The 26,608-nt window shown below is 68.8% G+C and carries 24 protein-coding genes; 9 read left to right on the forward strand and 15 right to left on the reverse strand.

Annotation, left to right across the window (positions count from 1 at the left end):
* Positions 1-36: 36 nt before the first annotated feature.
* From FHG66_RS01835 to adh, 7 genes are all read right to left on the reverse strand, one after another.
* Positions 37-222 (reverse strand): hypothetical protein, encoded by a 186-nt coding sequence (locus FHG66_RS01835; RefSeq protein WP_139074991.1) that lies wholly within the window; start codon positions 220-222, stop codon positions 37-39.
* A gap of 3 nt (positions 223-225) precedes the next feature.
* Positions 226-411, reverse strand: coding sequence for a hypothetical protein (locus FHG66_RS01840; protein WP_139074992.1), 186 nt, complete (start codon positions 409-411; stop codon positions 226-228).
* Between the two features lie 11 nt (positions 412-422).
* On the reverse strand, positions 423-692 hold the full coding sequence (locus tag FHG66_RS01845; RefSeq protein ID WP_139074993.1) for a hypothetical protein: 270 nt from the start codon (positions 690-692) through the stop codon (positions 423-425).
* A 149-nt stretch (positions 693-841) separates the two neighbouring features.
* Positions 842-1,201 carry a response regulator transcription factor gene (locus tag FHG66_RS01850; RefSeq protein ID WP_139074994.1) on the reverse strand — a complete coding sequence of 120 codons (360 nt, stop codon included), beginning with the start codon at positions 1,199-1,201 and terminating at the stop codon, positions 842-844.
* Complete coding sequence (locus FHG66_RS01855; RefSeq protein ID WP_139074995.1) at positions 1,198-2,067, reverse strand: S1C family serine protease; 870 nt, start codon at positions 2,065-2,067, stop codon at positions 1,198-1,200. Before FHG66_RS01855 ends, FHG66_RS01850 begins: the two co-directional genes overlap by 4 nt.
* Positions 2,068-2,137: 70 nt before the next feature.
* On the reverse strand, positions 2,138-2,500 hold the full coding sequence (locus FHG66_RS01860; protein WP_246082427.1) for a DUF779 domain-containing protein: 363 nt from the start codon (positions 2,498-2,500) through the stop codon (positions 2,138-2,140).
* Positions 2,501-2,574: 74 nt separating this feature from the next.
* A complete protein-coding gene (adh, locus tag FHG66_RS01865) occupies positions 2,575-4,092 on the reverse strand; it encodes an aldehyde dehydrogenase (RefSeq protein WP_139074996.1) in 1,518 nt (505 codons plus the stop codon).
* A gap of 173 nt (positions 4,093-4,265) precedes the next feature.
* Between adh and FHG66_RS01870 the strand changes: the two genes are divergently transcribed.
* Complete coding sequence (locus FHG66_RS01870; protein WP_139074997.1) at positions 4,266-6,341, forward strand: 4Fe-4S binding protein; 2,076 nt, start codon at positions 4,266-4,268, stop codon at positions 6,339-6,341.
* Entirely contained in the window at positions 6,341-7,216 is an 876-nt protein-coding gene (locus FHG66_RS01875; RefSeq protein ID WP_246082428.1) for an FAD:protein FMN transferase, read from the forward strand. Before FHG66_RS01870 ends, FHG66_RS01875 begins: the two co-directional genes overlap by 1 nt.
* A gap of 66 nt (positions 7,217-7,282) precedes the next feature.
* Here FHG66_RS01875 and FHG66_RS01880 read toward each other — a convergent pair whose 3' ends face one another.
* On the reverse strand, positions 7,283-8,185 hold the full coding sequence (locus FHG66_RS01880) for a substrate-binding periplasmic protein (protein ID WP_139074998.1): 903 nt from the start codon (positions 8,183-8,185) through the stop codon (positions 7,283-7,285).
* A 4-nt stretch (positions 8,186-8,189) separates the two neighbouring features.
* Positions 8,190-8,879 carry a cytochrome c-550 PedF gene (gene pedF, locus FHG66_RS01885; RefSeq protein WP_139074999.1) on the reverse strand — a complete coding sequence of 230 codons (690 nt, stop codon included), beginning with the start codon at positions 8,877-8,879 and terminating at the stop codon, positions 8,190-8,192.
* 176 nt (positions 8,880-9,055) lie between these two features.
* Here pedF and FHG66_RS01890 point away from each other — a divergent pair, with 176 nt between their 5' ends.
* From FHG66_RS01890 to FHG66_RS01900, 3 genes are all read left to right on the forward strand, one after another.
* Positions 9,056-10,231 (forward strand): ABC transporter substrate-binding protein, encoded by a 1,176-nt coding sequence (locus FHG66_RS01890; RefSeq protein ID WP_139075000.1) that lies wholly within the window; start codon positions 9,056-9,058, stop codon positions 10,229-10,231.
* Positions 10,232-10,235: 4 nt separating this feature from the next.
* Positions 10,236-11,189: a YVTN family beta-propeller repeat protein gene (locus FHG66_RS01895; protein WP_139075001.1), complete on the forward strand. Its 954-nt coding sequence runs from the start codon at positions 10,236-10,238 to the stop codon at positions 11,187-11,189.
* A gap of 97 nt (positions 11,190-11,286) precedes the next feature.
* Positions 11,287-11,814, forward strand: a complete 528-nt coding sequence (locus FHG66_RS01900) for a tetratricopeptide repeat protein (RefSeq protein WP_139075002.1) — start codon at positions 11,287-11,289, stop codon at positions 11,812-11,814.
* Between the two features lie 76 nt (positions 11,815-11,890).
* Here the strand turns inward: FHG66_RS01900 and FHG66_RS01905 are convergent, their stop codons facing one another.
* Entirely contained in the window at positions 11,891-12,868 is a 978-nt protein-coding gene (locus FHG66_RS01905) for an ABC transporter substrate-binding protein (protein WP_139075003.1), read from the reverse strand.
* Positions 12,869-13,065: 197 nt separating this feature from the next.
* Between FHG66_RS01905 and FHG66_RS01910 the strand changes: the two genes are divergently transcribed.
* The 4 genes from FHG66_RS01910 to FHG66_RS01925 all read left to right on the forward strand — a co-directional run bounded on the left by FHG66_RS01910 (position 13,066) and on the right by FHG66_RS01925 (position 19,129).
* Complete coding sequence (locus tag FHG66_RS01910) at positions 13,066-14,832, forward strand: PQQ-dependent methanol/ethanol family dehydrogenase (RefSeq protein ID WP_139075004.1); 1,767 nt, start codon at positions 13,066-13,068, stop codon at positions 14,830-14,832.
* A 152-nt stretch (positions 14,833-14,984) separates the two neighbouring features.
* Positions 14,985-15,671, forward strand: a complete 687-nt coding sequence (locus FHG66_RS01915) for a response regulator transcription factor (protein ID WP_139075005.1) — start codon at positions 14,985-14,987, stop codon at positions 15,669-15,671.
* Between the two features lie 68 nt (positions 15,672-15,739).
* Positions 15,740-16,909, forward strand: a complete 1,170-nt coding sequence (locus FHG66_RS01920; protein ID WP_139075006.1) for an FIST N-terminal domain-containing protein — start codon at positions 15,740-15,742, stop codon at positions 16,907-16,909.
* Between the two features lie 3 nt (positions 16,910-16,912).
* Positions 16,913-19,129, forward strand: a complete 2,217-nt coding sequence (locus tag FHG66_RS01925; RefSeq protein ID WP_139075007.1) for a hybrid sensor histidine kinase/response regulator — start codon at positions 16,913-16,915, stop codon at positions 19,127-19,129.
* On the opposite strand, the gene FHG66_RS01930 is transcribed toward FHG66_RS01925, so the two are convergent.
* The 5 genes from FHG66_RS01930 to FHG66_RS01950 all read right to left on the reverse strand — a co-directional run bounded on the left by FHG66_RS01930 (position 19,080) and on the right by FHG66_RS01950 (position 26,567).
* Positions 19,080-19,664 (reverse strand): SRPBCC family protein, encoded by a 585-nt coding sequence (locus FHG66_RS01930; RefSeq protein WP_139075008.1) that lies wholly within the window; start codon positions 19,662-19,664, stop codon positions 19,080-19,082. The genes FHG66_RS01925 and FHG66_RS01930 overlap by 50 nt on opposite strands.
* A 97-nt stretch (positions 19,665-19,761) precedes the next feature.
* Positions 19,762-22,905 carry a PAS domain-containing protein gene (locus FHG66_RS01935; RefSeq protein ID WP_218013774.1) on the reverse strand — a complete coding sequence of 1,048 codons (3,144 nt, stop codon included), beginning with the start codon at positions 22,903-22,905 and terminating at the stop codon, positions 19,762-19,764.
* Positions 22,906-23,072: 167 nt separating this feature from the next.
* Positions 23,073-24,014, reverse strand: a complete 942-nt coding sequence (locus FHG66_RS01940; RefSeq protein WP_139075010.1) for an ABC transporter permease — start codon at positions 24,012-24,014, stop codon at positions 23,073-23,075.
* Complete coding sequence (locus FHG66_RS01945) at positions 24,011-25,060, reverse strand: ABC transporter permease (RefSeq protein WP_139075011.1); 1,050 nt, start codon at positions 25,058-25,060, stop codon at positions 24,011-24,013. The genes FHG66_RS01940 and FHG66_RS01945 overlap by 4 nt, the downstream gene beginning before the upstream one ends.
* On the reverse strand, positions 25,050-26,567 hold the full coding sequence (locus FHG66_RS01950; protein WP_139075012.1) for an ABC transporter ATP-binding protein: 1,518 nt from the start codon (positions 26,565-26,567) through the stop codon (positions 25,050-25,052). Before FHG66_RS01950 ends, FHG66_RS01945 begins: the two co-directional genes overlap by 11 nt.
* Positions 26,568-26,608: the final 41 nt, after the last annotated feature.

Consider the following 26,608-nt stretch of genomic DNA (forward strand, 5'->3'; position numbering starts at 1 on the left):
CGCGGGCCCCGTCCGGATCGCCTGATCGGCGGCTTTCTACTTCAGCTTCGCATCATGGGTGTGATGGCTGTCCTTTTCGCCGCCGCCGCTGGATTTCCCGCTGCGATGGTTGTCGGCCGCCTCGCCCGGTTTCTTGGGGTCGAGCGGGGCCTTCGCGTTCTCGTGGGACGCGCCGGGGCCGCCTTGGCGAATGGTGTTGGGGCTCTTGTCAGAGGTGGACATGGGTCACCGATCCTGCTGGAGGCCTTGGTTGGTCGTGTTGACCTTGCTGTTCCCCGCCTGCCCGATCTTGTCGGGGTTCTGCTTCTGGGGGTCGCCGACATGGGTGCCGTGGTCCTCGGGATGCGCGGCCGAGACCGGGCCCTTGTCGCTCTGGTTCGCGGGGGGAATGGGGGGTAACTTGCTGCTCATGGGATTGCTCCTCAGGCGTCCTCTTCGCCGTCATCGAGATCCGCGCCGCCATTGGCGACGGTGTCGTCCTCGATGCGCCGGTTGGACGCGTGGTCACGATACTGTTCGGTCTGCACCGCCTTGCTGTCGAGGCCGCGCTGATCCGAGTGCTGCGCCTTGTCGCGGTTCGAAAGGATCATGTTGTCCGGGATGTCGGCCGTATCGGCCGTCGTCAACGCGCCCGTGCCGTCGCCCTTGCCGTGGGCTCCCGGTCCAAAATGCTTACGGCTTGCATGTGCCATGATGTCCCTTCCTCCAAGGATGCGCCGGGCGAGGCCCGCCGCCGTCTTGTTCAACCTCCGGAACGAAGGGGGGTTCCGACCAGCATGGAGGACGCGGCGGCAAGGGCGCTCTACCCTCGGATGCGAGAAGCTTGGCCAGACTGCCGTGACTAGAGGTGGATGACGCCGGTGCGCGCGGCGTGGGCCACCGCATCTGTTCGCCCCGTGGCGTCCAGCTTGTCGATGACGCGCCCGACGTGGAATTTGGCGGTGTGGACCGAGATGCCCAGCCGGCGCGCAATCTCCTTGTTGGAGGCCCCTTCCGTCAGGATGGCCAGCACCTCGCGTTCCCGCGCAGTGAGCCCGCCTTCACCGGTCGGCGTGACAGGGGCCGGGTCGGCGATGACGGCATCCGCAGGCTCGCCGTCGCGCACGAGCGTCAGGCCGGGCACGCCCGCCAGAACCTCGGCCAGCCGCTCGGCCAGTTCGGGGTCTGAAACCCGCAGGGAGAGCGCGAGTGGGTCGCTCACGAGGATGGATGCTCGCCAATCGTGAAGGCCAGGTTCAGCGGCTGGCCCCCACGCAGAAGACCCAGATCGACGGTCTGGCCGACGCTGTCGGGTCCAAGCCGGGCCATCACCGAGCGCATCCCGCGCAGCACTTCGCCGTTCCAGCGGGCGATCACATCGCCTTGCAGAACGCCTGCGTGGCGTCCGGGTCCGTCGGCATCGACGCTCACGACGATGACGCCCTGCTCATCGCTCCCCTCCAAGCGGACGGGCTGGAGCCCCAGGCCGAGGTAGCCCCGCCCGATGCGCCCGTGCTGCGCCAGACGGGATGCCACGCGCGCGATGGTGGTGGCAGGAATGACCAGCGTGGAGCGCCGCGGCCCCAGGACCACCATCCCGATTGGGTGCCCTTCGGCCGTGATGGCAAGGCCCCCCTCCGCCGCACGGGGCAGCCGCAGGTCGAGGCCGATGCGGGCGTCGATCCTGCCGCCCCGCAGGCTGCGCCAGGCTGGTCCGACAGATCCGACGATCCCCAGCGCGGCAACCGGTCCTTCGCCGCCATGGCCGACCGCAAGGGCCAACTCGCCCAAGGCGGGCACCTGATCGTTCAGCGGTACCGGCGGCGGCAGCGGCCCCTCAACCCGCAGCAGCGCCACATCCGTCGAAGGGTCACGCCCCGCGACGGTCGCGGAAAGGCGCGCGCCGTCGGGGAGGATCACGGTGACCTCGCCCTCGGCATCGAGCGCTTCGTCGGCGGTCACGACAAGGCCGTCGCGCCAGACGAAGCCCGAGGACCACGAGCGGGCGCCCAGGATACCCACGACACTCGGCGCGACGCGCGCCGTGAGGGAGGCGATGCTGCGGGACAGTTCGGACAGGTCGGCCATGGCGTCCTCCTTGGGAGCTACCCCAGACCTAGGAAACCAGGGCTGGACCGCCTACTGCCCGGACGGGCAGTCACGGCCGGATGCAGATGGTGGACCGCGTGAGGAACCGGCGTTCGCGCCCGTTGTCGAGAGAGAACATGCCCCCCCTGCCCTTCACCACATCGATCACGAGATCGGTGTGCTTCCAGGCCTCGTACTGCGACTCGGAGATGTAGAAGGGCATTCCGCCGATCTCGCCCAGCTTCACGTCGCGATCCCCGACAATGAAATCGCCCTGCGCGTAGCACATGGGGGAGGAGCCGTCGCAGCAGCCGCCCGATTGATGGAACATCACCGGCCCATGGTCGGCCACGATCTCGGCAAGAAGTTGGAGAGCCTGGGGTGTGGCGCTGACCTTGTCGAGAGCCTCGGTCCCGGTCGTCATGTCGTTCATGGCTGGTCCTATCACGGGAAAGGGCGCGCGGGGGAATGCCCCGCGCGCCCGCGCCTTGGAACCTAGGGCCCTGCTCAGAAGAAGCCGAGCTTCTTGGGCGAGTAGCTGACCAGCATGTTCTTGGTCTGCTGGTAGTGGGCGAGCATGTCGAGGTGGTTCTCGCGGCCGATGCCCGACTGCTTGTAGCCACCAAAGGCCGCGTGGGCCGGGTAGGCATGATAGCAGTTGGTCCAGACGCGGCCGGCCTGGATCGCGCGACCAAAGCGGTAGCAGGTGTTGGCCTCACGCGACCACACGCCCGCACCCAGCCCGTACAGGGTGTCGTTGGCGATGTGGAGCGCCTCGTCCTCGTCCTTGAAGGTGGTCACGGACACGACCGGCCCGAAGATCTCCTCTTGGAAGATCCGCATCTTGTTGGTGCCCTTGAACACGGTCGGCTTGACGTAATAGCCGCCCGCGAGGTCGCCCATCATCTCGGCCCGACTGCCGCCCGTCAGCACCTCGGCGCCTTCCTGGCGACCGATATCCATGTAGGACAGGATCTTCTCGAGCTGCTCGCTGGACGCCTGCGCGCCGATCATGGTGGCGGGGTCGAGCGGGTCGCCCTGGACGATGGCCTCCACGCGACGGATCGCGCGTTCCATGAACTGGTCGTAGATCGACTCGTGGATCAGGGCGCGCGACGGGCAGGTGCAGACCTCGCCCTGGTTCAGCGCGAACATGACAAAGCCTTCGATGGCCTTGTCGAAGAAGTCGTCGTCCTCGCGCGCCACGTCCTTGAAGAAGATGTTCGGGGACTTGCCGCCGAGTTCGAGCGTCACAGGGATCAGGTTTTGCGACGCGTACTGCATGATCAGCCGGCCGGTCGTCGTCTCGCCGGTGAAGGCGATCTTGGCGATCCGGTTCGACGATGCGAGCGGCTTGCCGGCCTCGAGGCCGAAACCGTTGACGATGTTCAGCACGCCCGGGGGCAGCAGGTCGGCGATCAGCTCGGCCCAGAGCATGATCGAGGCGGGGGTCTGCTCGGCGGGCTTCATCACCACGCAGTTGCCGGCGGCCAGCGCGGGCGCGAGCTTCCAGGTCGCCATGAGCAGCGGGAAGTTCCAGGGGATGATCTGGCCCACGACGCCCAGCGGCTCGTGGAAGTGGTAGGCGATCGTGTCGTGGTCGATCTCGGAGATGCCGCCTTCCTGGGCGCGGACCACGCCAGCGAAGTAGCGGAAGTGGTCGATAGCGAGCGGAAGGTCGGCGGCCATCGTCTCGCGGATGGGCTTGCCGTTGTCCCAGGTCTCTGCGGTGGCGAGAAGCTGGAGGTTCTCCTCCATGCGATCGGCGATCTTGTTGAGGATCACCGAACGGTGGGCGGCCGAGGTCTTGCCCCAGGCGTCCTTGGCGGCATGGGCGGCGTCGAGCGCGGCCTCGATATCCGTGGAATCCGAACGGGCGATCTCGCAAAGGACCTGGCCGGTGACGGGCGAGGTGTTCTCGAAGTAGCGGCCAGCGGCGGGGGCGACGAACCTGCCGCCGATGAAGTTGTCATAACGCGTCTTGTAGGGCGAGGCCGCTACGCGAAAATGTTCAACCTTGTTCATGTTCTTCTCCCTGCGCCGCCTCCTCGCGGCCCCAGGGAAAGGTCGCATGAACAAGACCCCCGGTCAGCCACGACATTGGTCGTACCGGGGGCGGGGGTCCGGAGCAGGCCGCTAAGTCCGCCGCGACATAGGTCGTATGTCGGGGCGCGGGCCCTCTCCATATCCTGCCGCGCATGACTGTGATCCTTCGCCTTTTCGCCCTTCTGGTCCTGCTGCTCGGGTCGCAGGCCCGTGCGGAGGTGCTTGACCGCGAGGCGTTGGGGGCGTTCGTCCGCCCGCCCATGTCCATTGGCGAGCCCGGCGGCGACAACGGCGTCTGGGAGCTGCTGAACTCGGGCGGCGCCCTGGCCGGCTACGTCTTCGAAACCGAGCCCATGGCGCCGATCCCCGGATTTTCGGGCGCACCGATCAACCTGTTCGTGGCCCTCGACCTCGAGGGGCGCTTCATCGACGTCAAGCTCATCTCGCACAATGAGCCCATCTTCGTCTCTGGCTTGGGCGAAGGGCCGTTCCGCGCCTTTCTGGAGCAGTACCGGGGATTGTCCATCTCACAGCCGATGGTCGTGGGCACGCCCTACGGCGGTGCAGGCGCTGGCTCGGCGCTCGTCTACCTCGACGGTGTCACCAAAGCGACGGCTTCGGTCCGCATCGCCCACGAGTCGCTTCTGGCCGCCACGCGCGAGGTGGCGCGGGAACGGATGCAGGGCGTGGCCTCTGCTCCGCCCGCCTCGCCCGACCCGGCCTACGAGGAGACGCTGGTTTGGGACGACCTCGTGGCGCAGGGCATCGCCTCGCGCAAGCTCGTCACCAATGCCGAGATCGACGCCGCCTTTCAGGGCACCCTGTGGGCTTCGGACGATGCCGAGGCGCAGGCGGACCCCGAAGGCGTCTATCTGGACCTCTGGGTCGTGGATATCGGCCCGCCCTCGATCCGGGCCGCCGTTCTCAGCGAAGAGACCGGGGACAGGCTCGCGCGTCTTCTGCAGATGTCGCCCCACGAGGAGCCGATCCTCGTGATCGACGCGGGGCGCCATGGACTCGTGTCGGACGATTTCGTCCGCAACACGGCACCCGACCGGCTGACCGCCTCACAGGACGGGCTACCGGTAGCCCTGAGGGATGCGGACATCACGGTGGACCTGCGGGAGGGGGTGCCCCAGGGGACTGCCATGATCCTGCGGACGGACCGCCGGCTGGGCTTCGACCCCTCCAGGCCCTGGACGCTGGATGTGGATGCGGTGCGCGAACATGGCATGTTCCAACCCGAGATCGGTCGCGTGACCCTGACGACCGAGCATGCGACGCCGGACCGCTTCTTTCTGCGCGAAGGCGAGGTGAAGCCACTCTCTCCGGCGGTCGAGGCTTTGCGGAGCCGGGCCTGGGATCTCGCGGTCCTGGGAATGCTTCTCGGGGCAGTCCTGCTCTTGGTCGGGCCATTGATGCACCAGGTGGCGCGGAAAGGTTGGCTCGCGCCGGTTCGTCTGGCGGTCCTTGCCGTGGTCCTAGGCTTCGTCGGCTGGTGGGGCCAGGGGCAGTTGTCCATCGTGACCGTGCTGGGCGCCCTGAGGACCGGAGCCGACGGCGGAAGCTTCGCCTTCCTGCTCTACGATCCGTTCTCGCTCCTCGTCTGGGGCGTCACCATCCTGGGCTTCGTCCTGTGGGGACGCGGGCTGTTCTGCGGCTGGTTGTGCCCCTTTGGCGCGCTGCAGGAGTTCGCGCATCATCTGGGCCGCGCGCTGCGGCTGCCGCAATGGGAGCCTTCGGCCCTCTGGGACCGGCGGCTGAAAGGGATCAAGTACGTGCTTCTAGCGGGACTGGTCGCAACCGTGTTCATCAGCCCAGACCACGTGGACAAGGCGGCCGAGGTAGAGCCGTTCAAGACGGCGATCACCACCTTCTTCGTCCGCGACTGGTTCTACGTCGTCTATGCCGGGGTCTGGCTCGGCTTGGGCATGGTGCTGTTCAAGGGCTTTTGCCGCTATGTCTGCCCGCTGGGCGCGGTGATGGCGATCGGCGGCCTCCTCCGGGGACGGGACTGGATCGCGCGGCGGGCCGAGTGTGGTTCGCCCTGCCAGCTCTGCAAGGTCCGCTGCCGCTATGGCGCAATCAAGGCGGCGGGCCGGATCGACTATTCCGAATGTTTCCAGTGCCTAGACTGCGTCCAGATCCTCGACGATCCCAAGCAGTGCGTGCCCCGGATCCTCGAAGCGCGCGGGTCGCGCAGCATCCCGCAACGAAAGGCCGCCTGATGCGCCGTCGTCGCCTGCTCCAGATCCTCGCGGCAGCGGTCCTCGCCCCAGCCGCGGCCCGGTCCGATGAGACCCGCATCGCCTTGGGGGCCGAGGCGCGAATGACGCTGTACGGCCCAGCGGAGATAACGTCCCGGGCGCGGGCGCGTGCCTGGGCCGAGATGGCGCGCATCGAGCGGATCTTCAGCCTGCATGACCCCGCCTCGGTCCTGTCGCGCCTGAACGCCACCGGGCGCCTTGATGAACCTCCGCCCGAACTGGTCGAGGTGCTGGTCATGGCCGACCGCCTGCACGACGCGACCGGAGGCCGGTTCGATCCGACAGTCCAGCCTCTCTGGCTTGCCCACGCCACGGGAGGCGATGTCGCGGCGGCCCGTGCCGTGCTGGGCTGGGATGGGGTGACCGTCAGCCGGGACGCCATCACCCTGCGCCCAGGGCAGGCCCTGACGCTGAACGGCATCGCGCAGGGCTATGCCACCGACCGCGTGACCCAGGTCCTGGCGGAAGAGGGACTGCATCACGCGCTTGTCGAGATCGGAGAGTTCCGCGCCCTGTCCGGTCCGTTCCGGCTCGGCGTGGAGGATCCGGAGTTCGGCCAGCTGGGCCAGCTAACCTTGTCGGACCGCGCCTGCGCGACATCAAGCCCGAAGGCGATGGTGCTGCCCGACGGCTCTGGCCACATCCTCGACCCTGCCGGGGGGGCGCCGGTCTGGTCGAGCGTGACGGTCGCGGCCCCGACAGCTGCGCTGGCTGACGGCCTGTCCACCGCCCTCTGCCTCGCGACGGCCGAGGCCGCGCGCGGCATCCTCGATCGTTGCGGGCCCGGCCTGCGCGCCACGGCCATAAGCCGCCACGGCGAGCTTCTCACCCTGTGAAGAAACGCCCCGGGCCAGGAGCTCCGGGGCGCAAGGTGGGCCCGACAGGGAGGAGACGGACCGATTTCAGCGTTCGGGCGGCGTGAAGCTTAGCCCCGCGTTTTCGAACAGGGCGGCAACCCGGCCGTCAGCCAAGGCGGCCGCGATGGCATCGTCCACCGCGTAGCCGAGATCCCGGTGCGAGTGATGCACGGCGATGCCCACCGTCCAGGCGCCCACCGCAAGGCCCGGCAGGGGCGGCGTGGCTACCAGGACGCCACTACCAGCCCCAGCCTCAAGCATCGCGCGGGGGCCCATGGCGGCGGGCACGTCGCCCCGGTTCAGGGCCTCCATCGCCAGGGCCATGGACGGGAAGCGGCGGATGTTCGCGTTCATCTGCCCGCCCTCAAAGGACGCGAGATAGAAATCCGCGATGGTGTCGTTCTCGACGGCCACCAGGTCGAAGCGGAAATAGGCGGGGGTGGGCACATCCTCGGGGTAGACATCCTGCCTGTAGGCGATCGCCACCTGCTCCCGATAGGCCTGACCGCTGAAGACGACCTGCTCCACCCGGCAAGCGAAGGTGCTGTCATAGGGGACGTGCAGCATCACGTTCGCCACGATGTTGTCCGCCCCGCCCATCGGCAAGCCCTGCCACACATTGTAGCGCAGGTCCGCTTCCAGGTTCTCGCCCGAGGTCACGAAGCGGAAGCGGGGCTCCACGCCCAGGGCTTCCGCAATGATGCGGCCCAGGCCGATGTCGATGCCCTGCGGCTCGCCCCCCTCCTCCCAGGAATAGGGCGGCAGGTCCTCGTAGACGGCGAACTCGATCCAGCCCCGCTCCACGATCTCATCGAGATCCTGGCCCACAAAGTCGCGATCGGCGTTCTGCACGCGCTGCCCCGGCACGACCCCCTCGCACCGCGCGAGGGCCGCGCCGGGCAGGGCCAGAGCACCCAGAAGGCCAAGAAAGGCGGCGCGCCTCCGCATGATCTCAGTGAGCGGCCGACAGCGACACGGTCAGGAGTTCGGCAGCCTCGTGGAAGGCGGCCGGCGTGCCATCGATGAGCCGGGCCGCGGCGGCGGCGGCGCTGTCGGCGACCGGAGCGCCCGACAGCGTCTCGAAGCCCGCGTTGATGTCCATGAGTTCGGTCTTCAGCGCGTCGATATTCGCCCCTGCGGGATCCTCGGCCAAGGAAGCGAGCTTGTCGCGCATCGCGGTCAGGGCCGGCGCCGCCTCGGCCACCTGCCTGTCGTCGGGGCGCGTCTCGATATAGGAGCGGATCGCCCAGGCGGCCTTCTGGCCCAGGATCTCGCCAAAGGCGGGCATCTTGGTGATGCCGTTCTGCGTCATGCCGTGCTGGAACCGCTCGGCGAACCACTCGTCGCCGTACTCCTCGGCCTCGAGGAACCGCAGGTCGGGCGCGAGACCGCCCGAGATCGCCCCAAGCCCGTGGCAGCGCGCGCAGTTCTGGTTGAAGCCCGAGTCCCCGATCTCGATGGCAGCCTGAAAGACCTCGGGCTCCATGGAGCGGTAGGGGTTCTCGGTCAGCCACTCTTCGCCCACATCCGGGAGGGCATCGGTGTTGACAGGCTGTGGGGCCACGTCGCCATGGGCAAAGGCGAGGCCGGCGGCAAGGATCAGCCCGGCCGAAAGCGGCCAGCGAGCGGTGGTGATGGTCATGGTGTCGTCCTCCTCGGGGGTGCCTTCGTGCGGGGCGCCGTTGCATCCAGATTACCCGGCGGGTCAGCGATGCTGCCATTCGACCTTGGTGGCATCGCGGCGCTTCGGGGCTCCGACCATGGTCGCGGTTCGCCCGGACCGGGCAGCCGCTATCCTGACGGCCCAAGGAGGACACCATGCTATACGCGACGGCGGGAGCCATCCTGCTGGCCGTCCTGGCTTGCGCGACTCATGCAAGGGCCGAGGACCTGCCGGTCCCCATCGTCTATCTGCGTCAGCAGGTGGAGCGTCCTCCCGTCCTTTCGGACCTCGACCCCGTGCCGGAGGACGAGGGCATCGCCGGAGCGACGCTCGGGCGGGACGACAACGCGACGACGGGGCGGTTCCTGGGGCAGGACTACCAGTTGACCGTGCTTGACGTGCCTGTGGGCGGCAACGTCCTCGAGTCCGCGCGGGAGGCTCTGGCCCTCTCGCGGCTCGTCGTGCTGGACGCCCCGGCCCTGGACCTCCTCGCTGTGGCGGACCTGCCCGAGGCCGAGGGCGCGCTCATCTTCAACGTCGGCGCGCCGGACGATGCTCTGCGGGACGGCGACTGCCGGGCGAACGTGCTCCATACGGTCCCATCGCTGGGGATGCGGGCGGACGCCTTGGCGCAGTTCCTCCAGCTGCGCCGGTGGACGGACGTGGCGCTGCTCGCAGGCCCCTACCCTGCCGACCAGGCCTGGGCCGAGGCGCTGCGCCGCTCGGCCGAGAGGTTCGGGCTGTCGCTCGAGGACGACCGCCCCTGGGAGTTCCAGGGCGACCTCGGCCGCACCGCGCAGGCCGAGATTCCGCTTCTCACCCAGGACCTGGCGGACCACGACGTCCTGCTTGTGGCGGACGAGATCGGGGACTTCGGCCGCTACGTGCTGTTCAACACCTGGGAGCCGCGTCCCGTCGGCGGCTCCGAGGGAATCACCCCCGTCGCCTGGTCCCCGGTGCTGGAGAACTGGGGCGCATCGCAGCTCCAGTCGCGGTTCGCGGACCTTGCGGGGCGCCCCATGCGCCCGGCCGACTACGCCGCCTGGGCAGCCGTCCGCAGCATCGGCGAGGGGGTCACCCGCACCGGCTCCGCGGATCCGGCGGATCTGCGGGCTTATCTCCTGTCGCCCGACTTCGAACTCGACGGCTTCAAGGGCCGGCCCTTGTCCTTTCGCGATTGGGACGGCCAGTTGCGGCAGCCCATCGCGGTCGTGCAACCGCGCGCCATGATCGGCATGGCCCCGTTCGAGCCCTTCCTCCACCAGGTGAACGAGCTCGACACCCTGGGCCGCGACCGGCCCGAGAGCGGCTGCAGCGCCTTTGAGAGGTGATCCCATGCGCGTCCTGATCCTCCCCCTGCTCCTCCTCGCCCCGCCCGTCATGGCCGAGGAGATCTGGGTCACCAACGAACTCGACGACACGATCAGCGTCATCGACGCCCAAAGCCTTGAGGTCGTCCGCACCATCGAGACAGGCGAGAGGCCGCGCGGCATCACCTTCGCCCATGACGGGAGCGTCGTGTACATCTGCGCCTCGGACAGCGACGCCGTGCAGGTCATGGACCCCGAAACGGGCGAGATCCTGCACGACCTCCCGTCCGGCGAAGATCCGGAGCAGTTCGCGCTGGCGCCCGACGGCCAGCACCTATGGATCGCCAACGAGGACGACGCCATCACCACCGTGGTGGATGTCAGAACCCGTCGTGTCGTCGCCCAGATCGATGTGGGCATCGAGCCGGAAGGAATGGCCGTCTCGCCGGATGGCGCGATCGCCATCACGACCTCCGAGACGACCAACATGGCTCACTGGATCGACACCGCGACCCACGAGGCCTTCGCGAACACGCTCGTGGACACGCGGCCCCGCCATGCGGAGTTCACCAAAGGGGGCAAGGAGCTTTGGGTCTCGTCCGAGATCGGCGGCACGGTGACCGTCCTCGACGTGGCGACCCAGGCCGAGAAAGCGAAGCTGCATTTTGACATCACCGGCGTGCATCCCGACCAGATCCAGCCGGTGGGCTTCGCCTTCACGCCGGACGAATCCGTGGCCTTCGTGGCGCTGGGGCCGTCGAACCATGTCGCGGTCGTGAACGCGCAGACCTACGAGGTCGAGGACTACATCCTGGTCGGGCGGCGCGTCTGGCACATGACGTTCAACGCGGATGGCACGAAGCTCTTCACCACCAATGGCGTCTCCGGGGACGTGACCGTGATCGACGTTGCCTCGCGCGAGGCGCGCCGGTCGATCAAGGTCGGCCGTTTCCCCTGGGGGGCGGCGCTGCGCCCCTGACGCACAGGCGCTCGCGCGATCTACGACCATAAGCGTGGTGACCTAGGGGGCCGCTCGCCCTACCCTTCACGCGACCCCTTCCGGCAAGGAGCCTGCCATGATCCTCCGCGCGACGGCCCTGATCCTCCTCGCCGCCCCGGCGCTTGCCGACGAATACGGGACCACCAACCCCGAGGAGATGACCCTGAACCGCATGGTCGAGAACGCCCGGCGCGGCGAAGTGGACATGACCACCTGCGCCTCGGGGTACTTGATGACCAAGTCCGGCCAGCACGCCATCGCGCGCGAGACCTTCGAGGCCTGCGCGGAGGCAGGCTACACCGGCGCCATGACCTGGATGAGCTACCTGGAGGACAACGGCTTCGGCGGCGACTACGACCCGGACGCGTCGACCGAGTGGAACCGTCGGGCGGCCGAGGCGGGCGACCCCATCGGCATGTTCAACCACGGCCTCGACCTCCTGCGCGGCCACGGGACCGCGCTGGACGAGGAGCGGGGACGCGACCTGATCGACCGGGCCGCTGCCGAGGGGGTCACGGACGCGCAGCGCCTAGTGGGCTCGGGCTACGACCTCGACGTCGTGACCCCCGACGCGGATAACTGGAAGTACGCGCCCCTGTTCTGATGCAGCGACGCCCCGGCGGATGCCGCTCGGGGCGATCGGCTTGTCGGAGGGATCGAAGACAGGGCTCTGGGCGGCCTCAGCCGCCCGTGCCCACGAACACGCCTTCAGGCAGGGTCGTGGCGTTGCCCACCAGTTCCTCGCCGCCCAGCTCGGCCATCAGGCGGAGCATCTTGTCGGCCGCAGCCTCGTCCACGGGGCCGGGCGCGGGCGTGCCCGCGAGGAACCCCTCGCGGAGTTGCTCGAACTCCTCGTCGTTCTGGGCGTTCATGATGGGACGGATGCGCTCCCAGGCGCCCAGGTCGCTGGCCAGCAGCTCCTTGGCCTCGCGGGATGCGGCCGCCAGCCCATCCACCAGACCCGGATGGGCGTCCAGCGTTTCCTCGTGCAGGACATAGCCCAGGAGCGGCGTCTCGGGGTCGAGGCCCAGCGCCTGCGCGGCATCCTCGACGGACACAAGCTCGCGCATCCCCGCGGCCTCCATCTTGGCCTGGAAATGCCAGAAGTTGATCGCGCCATCGAGATCGCCCGACAGCGCTGTCTCGTGAATCAGGGGCGGCGCGCCAAAGACCTGCTCGGTCTCGGCGGCGAGGTCGATGCCGTACTCCTGCTGCGCGAAGGCCCGCAGGATCAGCCAGCTCTTGTCCACCGGCCCGCCCGCGATGCCGATCTTCCCCCCCGCGAGGTCCTGAAGCGACTGCGCGGGGCTGTCGGCGGCAACCATGAGGCCACCCACCGCCTTGGAGTAGGGCAGGAACACGAGGTCCATGCCAGCCGCCCGCTGGCGCGCGACCCAAAGCCAGTCGGACACGATCATGTCCACCTCGCCGGCCAGGAACGCCGTCTGGGTGGCCGGCGCGCCCGCCAGCTCCTGGATCTGCAGGTCGAAGCCATTGGCGGCGTCGAAGCCGTTATGCTCGATGGTGTCGAGCTCCCACATCACCGTGCCCGCGGCCTGCACGCCAGCCTTCAGGACCGGCGTCGGCGTTTGGGCGAAAGCGGCGGTGGACAGGCATACGGCGCTGATCGCACCCAAGGCTACGTGGCGGATGGTCATGACGCTCCTCCCAAAGCTTCGGGGCAAGCCTACCAGCCCAGCCCCGGCCCGGTATACGACCAAAGCCGCAGGCCCGCGACACCCCTTTTACGACCAACGTGCAATATGCCGCCCCCGTCGCCCCCCGGATAGTGCAGCCAAGGCCCGCCTGCGCAAGGGCGCCGGACAAGGCCGTTACGACAATCGGGAGGGATCACATGAGACGTTTGATGCTGGCCGCCACGGTCAGCCTGCTGGCGGTCGGCGCGGCCCAGGCGCAGGTGACGCAAGAGGACATCGCCAACGACGCGACGACCACGGGCGACATCGTCACCAACGGCATGGGCCAGACGCTCCAGCGTTACAGCCCCCTCGAAACGCTGAACCGCACCAACGTCCAGAACCTCGTGCCCGCCTGGGCCTTTTCGCTCGGGGGCGAAAAGCAGCGCGGGCAGGAAACGCAGCCGCTGGTCTATGACGGCATCATGTACGTCACGGGATCCTACTCCCGGCTTTATGCCATCGACATCGCGACCGGCAAGGAGATCTGGCAGTACGACGCGCGCCTGCCCGAAGGAATCCTGCCCTGCTGCGACGTGGTGAACCGCGGGGCGGCTCTTTACGGCGACATGGTGATCTTCGGCACGCTGGATGCGCGGCTCGTGGCGCTGGACCGCAAGACCGGCGACGTGATCTGGAACAAGGAGATCGCGGATTACAAGGCGGGCTACAGCTACACCGCCGCGCCCTTGATCGTGAACGGCCTCGTCATCACCGGCAACTCGGGCGGCGAGTTCGGGATCGTGGGCGAGGTGCAGGCCCGCGACGTGAACACCGGCGAGATCGTCTGGACCCGTCCCACCATCGAAGGCCACATGGGCACGCTGAACGGCGAGCCCTCGACCATGACCGGGACGCTGAACGCGACCTGGCCGGGCGACATGTGGCAGACGGGCGGCGGCGCGACCTGGCTTGGCGGCTCCTATGACGCGGAAACCGACACGCTGATCTTCGGCGCGGGCAACCCCTCTCCCTGGAACAGCCACCTGCGCGGCGCGGGCAAGCCCGCCGAGGGCAACACCGGCGACAACCTGTACGCCGCCTCGCGCATCGCCCTGGATCCCGCCACCGGTGAGATCAAGTGGCACTTCCAGACCACCCCGCGCGAGGGCTGGGACTTCGACGGCGTCAACGAGGTCGTGCCCTACACCGACCGCGAAGGGAACGGCCGCCTCGCCACCGCTGACCGGAACGGGTTCTTCTACATTCTGAACCGCGAAGACGGGGCCTTCCTCCGCGCCACGCCCTTCGTCCAGAACATCACCTGGGCCAGCGGCATGGACGAGACCGGCCGCCCCATCTACAACGAGGACAACCGTCCGGGCGACCCGGCCGCCGCGGCCGAAGGCGAGAAGGGCGAGACCGTCTTCGCCGTGCCCTCCTTCCTGGGCGGCAAGAACTGGATGCCCATGGCCTACAGCCAGCGCACGGGCAACTTCTACGTGCCCTCGAACGAATGGGGCATGGACATCTGGAACGAGCCCGTGACCTACCGCGAAGGCGCGGCCTATCTGGGCTCTGGCTTCACCATCAAGCCGATCTTCGAGGACCACATCGGCGCGCTCAAGGCGATCGACCCCGATACCGGCGAGATCAAGTGGGAGTACCACAACGATGCGCCGCTCTGGGGCGGCGTCATGACCACGGCAGGCGGCCTCGTGTTCTTCGGCACACCGGAAGGCGAGTTCCTGGCCTTGGACGACGAGACCGGCGAGACCCTGTGGTCCTTCCAGACCGGCTCGGGCATCGTCGGCCAGCCCGTCACCTGGGAGCAGGACGGCGAGCAGTACGTCACGGTCGTTTCCGGCTGGGGCGGCGCCGTACCTCTCTGGGGCGGCGAGGTCGCCAACCGGGTCAACTACCTGAACCAGGGCGGCATGGTCTGGACGTTCCGCCTGCCCAAGCAGCTCGCCTCGGCCCAGTAACTCGGCCAGTAACTCGGCCAGCCAAGAACACTGTCCGGCGCGTCCCCAAGGGCGCGCCGGTTCCGTTTTCCGGTCTCCGACCTTTGTGGGCATATCCGGGCAGGAGGTCGGCTGCTAACCTTGGGACGATTCAACCCTCCGGACGCCCCATCATGCAGGCCAGCCCTCTCGCCTCTCTGCCCCGGACCTTCGAAACGGCGCTGGTGGTGGACGACCACCCGCTCTTTTGCGACGCGCTGTCCATGACGTTGCGCGCCGTGGCGGGCGTGGCCCGGACCGAAACGGCGGACAGCCTGTCGGCCGCCCTGGACCGAATGGACGCGGGGCACGGGATCGACCTCGTGGTGCTCGATCTCAACCTGCCGGACGTGAGCGGGCTCGACGGCCTGATCCGGCTCAAGGCCGCTGCGGGCGAGGTGCCGGTTGTGATCGTGTCGTCGCTGACGGACCACCGCATGATCGCGGCCGCCATCCAGGCCGGGGCGGCCGGTTTTGTGCCCAAACACAGCCAGCGCGACGTGTTCCGGCGCGCCCTGGCCCAGGTCGCGGCCGGTCACGTCTTCGTGCCCGAAGGTGTCGTGCTGGAAAGCGAAAGCCCCGCCACAGGCCCCGAGGAGGTCATCCGCCGCCTGACCCAATTGACGCGCCAACAGGCGCGGATCCTCGAACTGATCTGCGAAGGCAAGCTGAACAAGCAGATCGCGTATGAACTCTCGATCGCGGACGCCACGGTCAAGGCGCATGTGACGGCGATCATGCGCAAGCTGGGCGTGCAGACACGGACCCAGGCCGTGCTGCTGGCCCGCGAGGTGAGCTTTTCAACGATCTTGCACGACTGATACGGCAGCCGCTACGATCCCCCCCGGACCGGACCACAATCATAACAGGTCCGCTGGGGAGGAAAACGATGGAAGGGAGCGAGGCCCTGAGTCTGGCGCCGTGCCCCGACATGCCGCGGGTTCGCTCGGCGCAGGTCGCGCATGACCACCCCGAAGCCCTGACCCGCCTTTCCGAGCACCTGGGTCCGGACCTGGCCTTCGTCGCGCTGTTCGTCAGCCCCGATGCGGATTTCCCCGCGGTGATGGCGGAAGCGGTCCGGCGCTTTCCCGGCGCGGTCACCGTCGGCTGCACCACGGCAGGCGAGCTCGGCGGCCAGGGCTATGCCGAAGGGGCGATCGTTGCCGTCGGGCTGCCGCGCAGCAACTTCATCGCGGCCCCGATCCTCATCCCCGACCTTGATGCCATCAACAGCGAGCATCTGGTGGCGGACATGATCCGCGCCCGCACCGCCCTCATGGCGCAGGAGCCGCGCTGGCCCACCGAGTTCGCCTTCCTGCTAGTCGACGGGCTGTCTGTCCGCGAGGACGAACTCGTATCGGCCCTGGCAGCCGGGGCGGGGGCCGTGCCGCTGTTTGGCGGATCGGCGGGCGACGGCAGCCACTTCCGCGAGACCTTCGTGGCCCTGGGGGCCGAGCCGCGCCGCCATGCGGCCGTGCTGTGCATGATCCGCACCGACTGCGAGGTGCAGGTCTTCAGCCTTGATCACCTGCAGCCGTCGCAAACCCGAATGGTCGTGACCGAGGCCGATCCCGCCCGCCGGATCGTGCGTCAGATCAATGCCGAGCCCGCTGCCCGCGAATACGCCCGCGTGCTGGGCAAGGACCCGGACCAGCTCACCCCCATGACCTTCGCGGCTCATCCGGTGGTGGTCCGCTTTGGTGGCACGCACCATGTCCGCGCGATCCAGCAGGTGCTGGACAACGGCGACCTCGTCTTCTTCTCGGCCATCGACGAGGGGTTGGTGCTCACCTTGGCCGAGGCCGAGGACATGGCCAAGCATCTTGACCGAGAGCTGTCGCGCATCCGCCAAGGCCGCGAGCCCGAGGCGATCTGGGCCTGCGACTGCATCCTGCGGCGCGTCGAGGCCCAGGAAACCCAGCAGACCCGCGCCCTGTCGTCGATCCTGGCCAAGCACCGCGTCGTGGGCTTTTCCACCTATGGCGAACAGATCAACGGCATGCATGTGAACCAGACCATGACCGGCGTCGCCATTTTCCCACCGCGCGAGCCGGCCTGACGGATGCCACCCAATGCGCTGATCGACCCGTCCGAACCGCTGGAACGGCAGAACGACAAGCTCCTGCGCATCTGCGAGGCGCTGATGAAGCGGGTGGAGCAGATCGACGACGACCGTGGCGTGGCCTACAGCCAGTTCCAGCGCGCCGTCCTTCTTGAGGATCAGGTGCGCGAGCGGACGCGCGACCTCGAGCACGCGCTGGATCTCCTCAATGAGTCCAACGCCCGCCTTGCCACCGCCAGCCGAGAGACCGAGCGGGCGCGCTCGGACCTCGCCAACGCGATCGAGACGATCCAAGAGGGGTTTGCCCTTTTCGACCCCGACGACCGCATGGTGCTGTGCAACTCGCGCTTTGCCATGCACCTGCCCGACATCCGGCACGCGCTTCGGCCGGGCCTGACCTTTGCAGGCTACGTCGAGGAGGTCAGCCGCAGCGCCTATCTGGACCTGCCGCCCGGGATGACGCGAGCCGAATGGTCCGTGGACCGCATGGCCCGCCATGGCGAGATGCACGTCATCTTCAACGTCCGCATGGCCGGAGAACGCTGGGTCCAGGTCAGCGAGCACCGGATGGCGGGCGGGCAGACGGTCATCATGCAGACCGACGTGTCCGACATCATCCGGGCCGAGCGGCAAGAGCATGGTAAGGTCCTCGATGACCAGGCGCGGTTGATCCGAGCGACCCTCGAACACATCGTGCAGGGTGTCTGCATCGTGGACCCTCGGGGACGGCTGGCCGGGGTCAACCGGCGAATGGCTTCGCTCCTGGGCCTGCCCCTCACCCATCTGCGATCCGGCATGGACTTCGACCTGATCCTGAGCCGGCTCCAGTCGGGCACGAGCTTCGGACCCGACGTCTCGCCCAAGGACGTCCTGGCCTGGGTCCGTCAGGACGGCGGGCGCAAGCCGCTCCGCTTTGAGATCAGGCGCGGCGAGGGTCAGTGGTTCGACGTGTTCGCTGAGGAGATGCCCGACGGCGGCTTCGTGATCAGCCTGACCGATGTCAGCGCCGAAAGGGAAGCCGCGCGCGCCCTGCACGAGGCCAACGAGCTCCTGGAGGCGCGCGTCACATCACGGACGCTGGAGTTGGAGGACGCGCTCGCCGTGGCCGAGCGGGCCAACGCCTCGCGCACCCGTTTCGTCGCGGCAGCAAGCCACGACCTGCTCCAGCCGCTCTCGGCGGCCAAGCTCTACCTGTCCTCGATCGGAGAGGAACTGTCCGACAGCTATCACCGCGAGGTGGTGCACAAGGCGCAGAACGCGCTGAGCAGCGTGCAGGACATCATCGAGGCGCTGCTGGACATCTCCAAGCTGGAGTCCGGGCGCGCCGCCGCCGACATCCGCACGGTGGACCTGGGCGCTCTCCTGACGCAGCTTCGGGACGAGTTCGCGCCGGCTGCGGCATTGAAGGGGCTACAGCTCACGATCCGCCCGTCGGCGTTCCGCATCACGACCGACCCGACCTATATCCGGCGCATCCTCCAGAACCTCATCGGTAATGCGATCCGGTATACGGACCGTGGGCGCGTCCTTGTCGGGGTGCGACGGGTCGGTGGTTCCGTGCGGATCGGGGTCCACGACACCGGCCCCGGCATCCCCGAAGCGGAGCAGGAGAGCGTCTTCAAGGAGTTCCATCGCCTGGGCCGCCGCGCGTCGGCCAGCGAAGGGCTGGGCCTCGGCCTTGCCATCGTGGATCGCGCCTGCGCCATGCTGGGCCATCCCCTGACCCTGGCCTCCGAGCCGGGACGGGGCACGGTGTTCACGGTGACGGTGCCGCTGGCCGAGCGGAGCAGCCACCTTCCCGCCGCGCCCCGGCGGGCGTCCGGCGGAGGGTGGCGCCACGAGGGCCTGACCGTCCTGGTCATCGAGAACGACCTCGACATGCGCCGTGCCCTGGGCCTTCTGTTGGGCAGCTGGGGCGTGAAGGTCCTGGACGCGGGCTCCGAGCAGGAAGCCATGGAGCGGCTGGACGAGACAGGCCTGCGGCCCGATGCGCTGCTGGTGGACTTCCAGCTCGACGACGAGGAAACGGGCGTGCAGGCCATTCGCGCGCTACGTCGCAGGCTCGGCCGGGTGCCCGCCCGGATCGTGACCGCGAACCGCGCGCCCGAGCTGGCCGCCCAAGCCAAGCGGATCGGGGTCGAGACGCTCTACAAGCCGCTCGACCCCCTCATGCTGCACCTTTTCCTGGGCTCCCTCGCGCTGCGCCGACCGACCTGATCGCCCGGCGGAAGGTCAAGCGCGACGGGCCGGGCGGCGGCGGGACGCGTGCCCGCTCGGCCGCGGTGCCGGCGCGGCGGCGGATCACCTCCAGCCGAAGGCTGTCCTCGCCCCTGCGCATGGCCCAGTTGTGGTTGGCGGTGAAGACCGGGCGAAGAAGCCAGGTCAGCGCCCGCAGCATGGGTTTGCGCGCCTCGACCTCCCAGTCGTAACGGATCACCGCCACCGGACCTTCCTGCGCAAAGGTCCATTCGCCGCGCCCGGTGAAATCCCCCACGGGCACCAGCACGACCCGTCGTGGCGGGTCCACCTCGATCACCCGGAAGCTCCAGCGCAGGGTATAGGGGAGCCAGCCCTTGGTAAGGAGCGCGACTTCCTTGCCGACGCCCGTTGCATCGCCACGGGCCGTTTCCTCAACAGCCAGGTAGACTGAGGGCCACCAGGTCGTGAGGCCGGCGATGTCCGAAAGGATCGCGGCCACCTCCTCCAAGGACGCCTCGATGCGCCACGTGGTGACGATGTGGTATCGGCTCATCCGGCGTCCCTGCCCTTTCGCGCGCCGGGCTGGACGCAAAGCCCGCCGTCGGTCATCGGGGAACCTAGGGGGACGGCGCGGCCCTGCCACCCATCCGTCAGCCCTCGATGCTTTCGCGGATCTTGCGGGTCAGGGCTTCCATCTGGAACGGCTTGGTGATGATCGACATGTCGCGGTCGAGCTGGCCGTTGCCGATCACCGCGTTCTCGGCATAGCCGGTGATGAACAGGATCTTGAGCTCGGGCCGGACCAGACGGGCCGCATCCGCGACCTGCCGTCCGTTCAAGCCGCCCGGCAACCCCACATCGGTGATGAGCAGGTCCACCCGTGCGTCGGACTGCAGGATCCGAAGTCCTGACGGCCCGTCGGCCGCTTCGAGCGCCGCGTAGCCGGCCTCGTCCAGAACCTCGCGCACCAGCATGCGGATCGTCGGCTCGTCATCGATGACAAGCACCACCTCGCCATCGCCGGTGGAGGCGGGCCTGTCCCGGTCGCCGTCCAGGTCCACCTCGAGTTCCATCTCGGAGGCATGGCGGGGCAAGTAGATGGACACGGTCGTGCCCTGCCCTTCCTCCGAGTAGAGCCGGACCTGCCCGCCCGACTGGCGGGCAAATCCGTAGATCATCGAAAGGCCAAGCCCGGTCCCCTGGCCCAGGGGCTTGGTGGTGAAGAAGGGTTCGAAGACCTTGGCGGCGACGTGGGGCGACATGCCTGTTCCCGTGTCGCTCACACTGAGCGAGATGTACTGGCCCGGCCCGAGGTCGAGTTGCGAGGCCATGCGTGGATCGAGCCAGCGGTTCGCCGTCTCGATGGTCAGTCGTCCGCCATCCGGCATCGCGTCGCGGGCGTTGATGCACAGGTTGAGCAGGGCGTTCTCGAGCTGATTTGGGTCCACGAGCGTCGGCCAGAGCCCGCCGGTTCCCACGACCTCCAGATATACCGAGGGCCCCACGGTGCGCCGGATCAGCTCCTCCATCCCCCGCACCAGCCGGTTCACGTCCGTGGGCTTGGGATCGAGCGTCTGCCGTCGCGAGAATGCCAGGAGCCGATGGGTCAGCGCCGCCGCCCGCTTCACCGCGCCCTGCGCGGCGGTCAGATAGCGCTGGACCGCATGGGGCTGCCCCTGCTCGATCCGGGCGCCGATCATCTCGAGGCTGCCGCCGATGCCGGTGAGCAGGTTGTTGAAGTCATGCGCCAGCCCACCGGTCAACTGGCCCACGGCCTCCATCTTCTGAGACTGGCGCAAGGCGTCCTCGGCCTCAAGGAGCTGCCTGCTCCGCTCCTGCACGCGCTGTTCCAGCGTTTCGTTGAGTTCGCGCAGGGCCGACGCGCTGGCTCGCAGCTCGGCCTCGGCGCGGGCCCGCTCGACATGGGCCCAGGACCGGTCGGTGACGTCACGGACCATGGCACGTTCGGCCGCGGCCCAGCCATGCGGCCTTGCGTGGTGAACGGCCATCAACGCGACCAGCCGCCCTTCCTTGACCAGCGGCATGCAGATCGTGGCAGCGATGCCAATGCTGCCGAAGGTCGCTGCGGCGTCCGGGGACAGCTCGGCCTGGACGTCGCCCACCACCAGGGGAAGGCCCGCCCGCAGGTTGCGCACGGCTGTCTCTCCAAAGGCCGCGAGCTTGTAGCGTCCGACGATGCTTTTCGACCCCAGCGCCGCCCAGTCGCCCCGGATGGTGAAACCGTCCTCGTCGGGGTCCATGTCAGCGTAAGCGCAGATCGCCGCGCCCATGTGGAGGCCCAGCATGCGCGTGGTGATGGCCATCACGGCATCGGCGTCGGGCGCCGCTGCCGTCTCGCGGCCCAGCGCATCGAGGAAGCGCAGCCTCTCGCTCCCGAGCCGGAGGGCCTGCTCGGCGCGGCGCCTCTCGACCATGACCCGCGTCCGCTCGGCCACGTCGCGCAGGAAGGCCAGTTCCTCGACAAGCCAGGACCGGCTCCGGGAATGGTTGAGGTAGAACAGCGCGACCGTGCGCCCCCCTTCCACCACCGGCACGTTGACCACTGCTCGGGCATTGATGACCGTAAGCGCGTCAGCCGTCGCGACTGTACGCGGATCGGTCTCGGCGTCCTCGATCACCACCATCTCGCCCCGAGCGAGGTCATCTATGTACGAGCCGTAGTCGCGGAAATGGAGCAGGCCAGCCAAGCTGGCAATGCCCGGAGCGTTCCAGTCCCGCTCGACCAGGATCGTCTCGCTCACCAGATCGACCGTTCCATAGCCCGCCCGGTCCACGTCCAGCGTCTCGCCCAGGATGCGGCCGGCGATGTAGGAAATGTCGGTAGGATCGTCGAGGTCGCGGAACGCGTCGGCAAGCCGGACCAGGGCCTCGCGCATCCGCTGCGCCCGCTTGCCGTCCGTGATGTCCAGCGACACGCCGGTCAGGCGCAGCAGCGTGCCGTCCTCGGCGATCGCTGGCCGACCGCGGACGGCCACCCAGCGCACGTCGCCTTGGGGGCTGAGGACGCGGAACTCGATCTCAAAGTCTGTCCGTTGGGCCAGGTTGCGGGCGGTGGCGGCCTCCAGCCGGGGCCGGTCGGCAGGATGCACGGCCTCCTGAAGTTCGGCATAGGTGCAGGGCCTCTCCGGATCGAGGCCGAACGTCTCCCGGCAGGTCGGCGACGACACGAACGCCCCGGACGTCAGATCGAGGCTCCAGGCCCCGAAGCGTCCGGCTTCGAGGGTGAAGCGCAACTCTTCCTCTCGGGCCTGCTGGTCGAGAAGGCGGCCGCTGAGCTCGGCCAGCAGAGCCGCGTTGCTGGTCTCGAGGTTCGCGAGCCTCTCGCGCTCCATGGTGACGTCGACCTGGCTCGCGAAGAAGTAGGCGAGGTCGCCGTTCGCGTCCCAGACCGGAGCCATCAGGAGGCGGTTCCAGAACGGCTCGCCGTTCTTGCGGTAGTTGCGGATGTCGGCCTCGATGGACCGGGCGCCGTTCACCGCCTCGCGGATGCGGCTACGGACGGCCGGATCGGTCTCCTGTCCCTGGAGGAAGCGGCAGTTCCGGCCCAGGATCTCGTCGCGGCCGTAGCCCGTAAGACGGCAGAACGCGTCGTTGGCGAAGATCACGGGATTGTCCGGCAACCGGGGGTTCGTGATGATCATCGGCATGCGGGTCGCTCGGACCGCCGCCACGAACGGATCCGTGCCCTCGTCGAGTCCCCCGATGACGGCAAGGATCCGCTCGGCGTCGAGCGTCGCTTCCCCCGCCGAAATGCGTCCGATAGGCTTCTTCAAGCGACTCTTCCTTGCTCCCCCTGCAGCGCCCATCGTCCTGGGCCCGCCGGATGGGGCAGTCGCCAGCGGTACGGTCCGTCGTTGCTTAAGGTAATGCGTGCGACCCGCCAACCAAGATCGCTCCGTTTGACGGAACGTCGCCGGACCGGGCGTTCGGCCGTCGCTTGCTAGCGTTCGCCGCGGCGGTAAGGGGCCATAAGAGCCTCGGGCACCTGGGCCCGGCGGGCCACGACAGTCAGGGCAAGGATGGACAGCAGATACGGCGCCATGAGGAAGAGCTGGTACGGGACGCCCGGCACCACCGCCTGAAGCCGGAGCTGGTAGGCATCGAACAGGGCGAACAGCAGCGCCCCCAGCAGCGCCCGCCCTGGCCGCCACGAGGCAAAGACCACGAGCGCGATGCAGATCCAGCCCCGCCCCTGCACCATGGCCGGAAAGAAGCTGTTGAAGGCCGCCGTGGTCAGGAAGGCGCCGCCGACGCCCATCAGCGCCGATCCGGCCACCACCGCCCCGATGCGGATGCGCACCGGGTCGAGCCCCTGCGCCTCCACCGCATGCGGGTTCTCTCCGGTCATGCGGACCGCCAACCCCAGCGGCGTTCGCGCCAGCACGAGGCCCAGAACCAGCGCCGCGACCAGCGCGAGGTAAGTGGGGGGCGTCCGCGAGAACAGCACTTCGCCCAGGAAGGGAATGTCGGACAGTCCGGGAATACGGAGGGGCTGGAAGGGCACGATGGTGGGCGGAAGATCTCCGATCTCGACCAGGAGACGGTAGAGGTACGCGGCCAGCGCCGAGGCCAGGAGTGTGATGCCCAGCCCCGCCACGTGCTGCGACAGCCCGAGCGGCACCGTGAGCCCCGCATGCAGCAGGCCCAGCAGCGCCCCCGCCGCTGCCGCAACCAGGAGACCCGTCCAGAGCCCGCCCCCGCCATACACGGTCAGCCAGCCGATCATGGCCCCCATGGTCATGATCCCCTCGATCCCGAGGTTCAGCACCCCCGCCCGTTCGCACAAGAGCGCACCGAGGGTGCCGAAGATCAGGGGCGTGGCGATGTTCAGCACGGCGGCCCAAAGGCTCGCGGTCAGAAACAGGCCGAGAAGGTCGTTCATCGCGCGATCCTGTGGGTGGTGAAGAGGAGCGCGACCAGCATGGACAGCAGCGCAAGCGCCATGATGACATCGGCGATGAAGCTGGGGACGCCGGTGGCGCGGCTCATGGCGTCGGCGCCCACGAAGATGGTCGCCACGAAGACCGCTGCGGCCACGACCCCGGCCGGGTGGAGCGCGGCCAGCATGGCGACCACGATCCCCGCATAGCCGAAGCCGGGCGACAGCGTGGTCGTGACATAGCCGGTGCTGCCCAGCACCTCGACCGCGCCCGCCAGTCCCGCAAGGCCACCCGACAGCAGGGCCACGCCCACCAGGGTGCGCGGCAGGGACACGCCCGCGAAGGCTGCCGCGCGGGGGCTCAGCCCCGCCGCCTTCATCTCCCGGCCCCAGACGGTGCGGGCGTTGATCAGCCAAACGACCGCTGCGGCGGCCAGGGCCACGAGCAGCCCGACATGCAGCCGCGACCGGGGCACAAGGTCGGGCAGCCTCAGGTCGCCCGGCACCGGGACCGACTGCGGCCAGCCAAATGCCATGGGGTCCTTCAGCGGCCCTTCGATCATCAGCCCCACGAACAGCACGACGACGAAGTTGAGGAGCAGCGTCGTGACCACCTCGTCCACCCCAAAGCCGAGCCGCAACGCCAAGGGCCCGAGAAGCAGTAGCGCCCCCGCGACCATCCCACCCAGCATCAGCAGGGCGATGGCCAACGGCGCCGGCCAACCCGCCAGCAGCGAGTGCCCAGCCCAGGCGGCCAGCAGCGCACCGGCGTAGAACTGGCCCTCGGCCCCGATGTTCCAGACCCGCGCCCGGAAGGCCACGGCAGCGGCCAGTCCCGTGAGCATCAGCGGCGTGGCGCGCGTCAGCATTTCGGTCAGCGATAGGCGCGAGCCCAGCGCCCCCCGCAGCATCTCCGCATAGGCGGTGAGCGGGCTCACCCCGGCCAAGGCAATGAACGCGCCAGCCAAAACCAGGGCCGCCGCGACCGCCGCGAGGGGGGTCGTGGCCGCGAGCGCCAAGGGGACGTGGCTGCGCCGCTCAAGCCGCATTCTGTGCGTCCCAGACTCCGGCCATCATGAGCCCGAGCCGTCGGGCGTCTGCCTCCTCGGCAGCGATGGGTGCGGACAGGCGACCCTTCACGATCGCCTGGAGCCGGTCGGACAGGCCCACCGCCTCCTCCAGCTCTTCGGAGATCAGCAGCACCGCTGCCCCCTGCGCCCGGGCTTCGAGCAGCCGGGCGTGAACGGAGGCGATGGCCCCTTCATCAAGGCCGCGCGTAGGCTGGTTGGCGACGATGACGCGCGGCCCGGAGGCGAGGACACGCCCCAGGATCAGCTTCTGCATATTTCCCCCGGACAGGAGCCGCGTGCGTGTGTCGGGCGTCGCGCCCCGGATGTCGAACCGCTCGATCAGGCTTTGGGCATGGGTCCGGGCCGCCCCGCGCCGGACGAACCCGCCCGAAGAGAAGGCGGGCTCGCGCAGGCGCTCCAGCGTGGCGTTCTCCCAGACGGGGAGATCGCCGATGACGCCCTCGGCATGGCGGTCCTCGGGGATACGGCCGAGACCCGCGCGCCCGAGCGTTCGGGGTCCCAGGGCCGAGAGGTCCTGCCCGTCGAGAAGCAGACGCCCCTCGGTCGGTCGGGCCAGCCCCGACAGAAGTCGGCCCAAGGCAGCCTGCCCGTTGCCGGACACGCCGACGATGCCCAGGATCTCGCCCGCGCGCAGGGTGAAGTCGATACAGTCGAGCCGCGTCGTCTCGCCTTCGCGCAGGGTGACAGCCTGCGCCTCCAGGACGACGTCGCCGGAGGCCCTGCGGTCGCGACGGGGCCGGACGACGCGCGACCCGACCATCAGTTCGGCCAGTTCGGCGGGGGTGGTGTCCCGCGTGGCCCGCTCCGCCACCATGCGCCCCGCGCGCAGCACCACGACGCGGTCCGAGGCTGCCATGACCTCGTGCAGCTTGTGGCTGATGAAGATCACCGACAGGCCCTCGCGCGCCATGCCGCGAAGCGTTTCGAACAGACGCTCGGCTTCGGGGCGGGCCAGCACCGCCGTCGGCTCGTCCAGGATCAGGATGCGGGCTTGGCGATAAAGCGCCTTGAGGATCTCGACCCTCTGCCGCTCTCCCACGGACAGGTCGCCCACCCGCGCCTCGGGAGTCACGGGCAAGCCGAAGCGCTCAGCCAGGGACAGGAGCCGGGCGCGCGCCTCGGCCCGGCGGGACCGGAAGCGGAGCAGCGGCTCGGAGCCGATCATCACGTTCTCCAGCACCGACAGGTTCCCGGCCAGCGTGAAGTGCTGGTGGACCATTCCCACCCCCGCCGCGAGAGCGGCGCGTGGTCGTCCGGGCAGCAAGGGGCGACCCATCACCCGCACCTCGCCGCTGTCGGGCCGGTAGTGCCCGAACAGGATGTTCATCAGCGTCGTCTTGCCCGCCCCGTTTTCGCCCAGCAAGGCCAGCACCTCGCCCTCGCCCAGCGACAAGCTGATCCCGTCATTGGCCAGGAGGGGGCCGAAGCGCTTGGTGATGGCCTCGAGTTCGAGGACGGGGGTCATGAGGGGCGCACCTTTCAAGGGCAGCGGAGGCCGTGGTCCGC

The organism is Rubellimicrobium rubrum (assembly GCF_006152115.1).
Classification (GTDB): Bacteria; Pseudomonadota; Alphaproteobacteria; order Rhodobacterales; family Rhodobacteraceae; genus Rubellimicrobium; species Rubellimicrobium rubrum.

Excerpts from the sequence above, each read along its gene's own strand:
- FHG66_RS01950 (WP_139075012.1), bottom strand. The coding sequence starts at position 26,567 with ATGACCCCCGTCCTCGAACTCGAGGCCATCACCAAGCGCTTCGGCCCC.
- FHG66_RS01930 (WP_139075008.1), bottom strand. The coding sequence starts at position 19,664 with ATGAGCCGATACCACATCGTCACCACGTGGCGCATCGAGGCGTCCTTG.
- FHG66_RS01855 (WP_139074995.1), bottom strand. The coding sequence starts at position 2,067 with ATGGCCGACCTGTCCGAACTGTCCCGCAGCATCGCCTCCCTCACGGCG.
- FHG66_RS01940 (WP_139075010.1), bottom strand. The coding sequence starts at position 24,014 with ATGAACGACCTTCTCGGCCTGTTTCTGACCGCGAGCCTTTGGGCCGCC.
- FHG66_RS01915 (WP_139075005.1), top strand. The coding sequence starts at position 14,985 with ATGCAGGCCAGCCCTCTCGCCTCTCTGCCCCGGACCTTCGAAACGGCG.
- FHG66_RS01840 (WP_139074992.1), bottom strand. The coding sequence starts at position 411 with ATGAGCAGCAAGTTACCCCCCATTCCCCCCGCGAACCAGAGCGACAAG.
- FHG66_RS01870 (WP_139074997.1), top strand. The coding sequence starts at position 4,266 with ATGACTGTGATCCTTCGCCTTTTCGCCCTTCTGGTCCTGCTGCTCGGG.
- FHG66_RS01875 (WP_246082428.1), top strand. The coding sequence starts at position 6,341 with ATGCGCCGTCGTCGCCTGCTCCAGATCCTCGCGGCAGCGGTCCTCGCC.
- FHG66_RS01925 (WP_139075007.1), top strand. The coding sequence starts at position 16,913 with ATGCCACCCAATGCGCTGATCGACCCGTCCGAACCGCTGGAACGGCAG.
- FHG66_RS01895 (WP_139075001.1), top strand. The coding sequence starts at position 10,236 with ATGCGCGTCCTGATCCTCCCCCTGCTCCTCCTCGCCCCGCCCGTCATG.
- FHG66_RS01945 (WP_139075011.1), bottom strand. The coding sequence starts at position 25,060 with ATGCGGCTTGAGCGGCGCAGCCACGTCCCCTTGGCGCTCGCGGCCACG.
- FHG66_RS01845 (WP_139074993.1), bottom strand. The coding sequence starts at position 692 with ATGGCACATGCAAGCCGTAAGCATTTTGGACCGGGAGCCCACGGCAAG.
- adh (WP_139074996.1), bottom strand. The coding sequence starts at position 4,092 with ATGAACAAGGTTGAACATTTTCGCGTAGCGGCCTCGCCCTACAAGACG.
- FHG66_RS01905 (WP_139075003.1), bottom strand. The coding sequence starts at position 12,868 with ATGACCATCCGCCACGTAGCCTTGGGTGCGATCAGCGCCGTATGCCTG.
- FHG66_RS01880 (WP_139074998.1), bottom strand. The coding sequence starts at position 8,185 with ATGCGGAGGCGCGCCGCCTTTCTTGGCCTTCTGGGTGCTCTGGCCCTG.
- FHG66_RS01835 (WP_139074991.1), bottom strand. The coding sequence starts at position 222 with ATGTCCACCTCTGACAAGAGCCCCAACACCATTCGCCAAGGCGGCCCC.
- FHG66_RS01860 (WP_246082427.1), bottom strand. The coding sequence starts at position 2,500 with ATGAACGACATGACGACCGGGACCGAGGCTCTCGACAAGGTCAGCGCC.
- FHG66_RS01910 (WP_139075004.1), top strand. The coding sequence starts at position 13,066 with ATGAGACGTTTGATGCTGGCCGCCACGGTCAGCCTGCTGGCGGTCGGC.
- FHG66_RS01920 (WP_139075006.1), top strand. The coding sequence starts at position 15,740 with ATGGAAGGGAGCGAGGCCCTGAGTCTGGCGCCGTGCCCCGACATGCCG.
- pedF (WP_139074999.1), bottom strand. The coding sequence starts at position 8,879 with ATGACCATCACCACCGCTCGCTGGCCGCTTTCGGCCGGGCTGATCCTT.
- FHG66_RS01900 (WP_139075002.1), top strand. The coding sequence starts at position 11,287 with ATGATCCTCCGCGCGACGGCCCTGATCCTCCTCGCCGCCCCGGCGCTT.
- FHG66_RS01890 (WP_139075000.1), top strand. The coding sequence starts at position 9,056 with ATGCTATACGCGACGGCGGGAGCCATCCTGCTGGCCGTCCTGGCTTGC.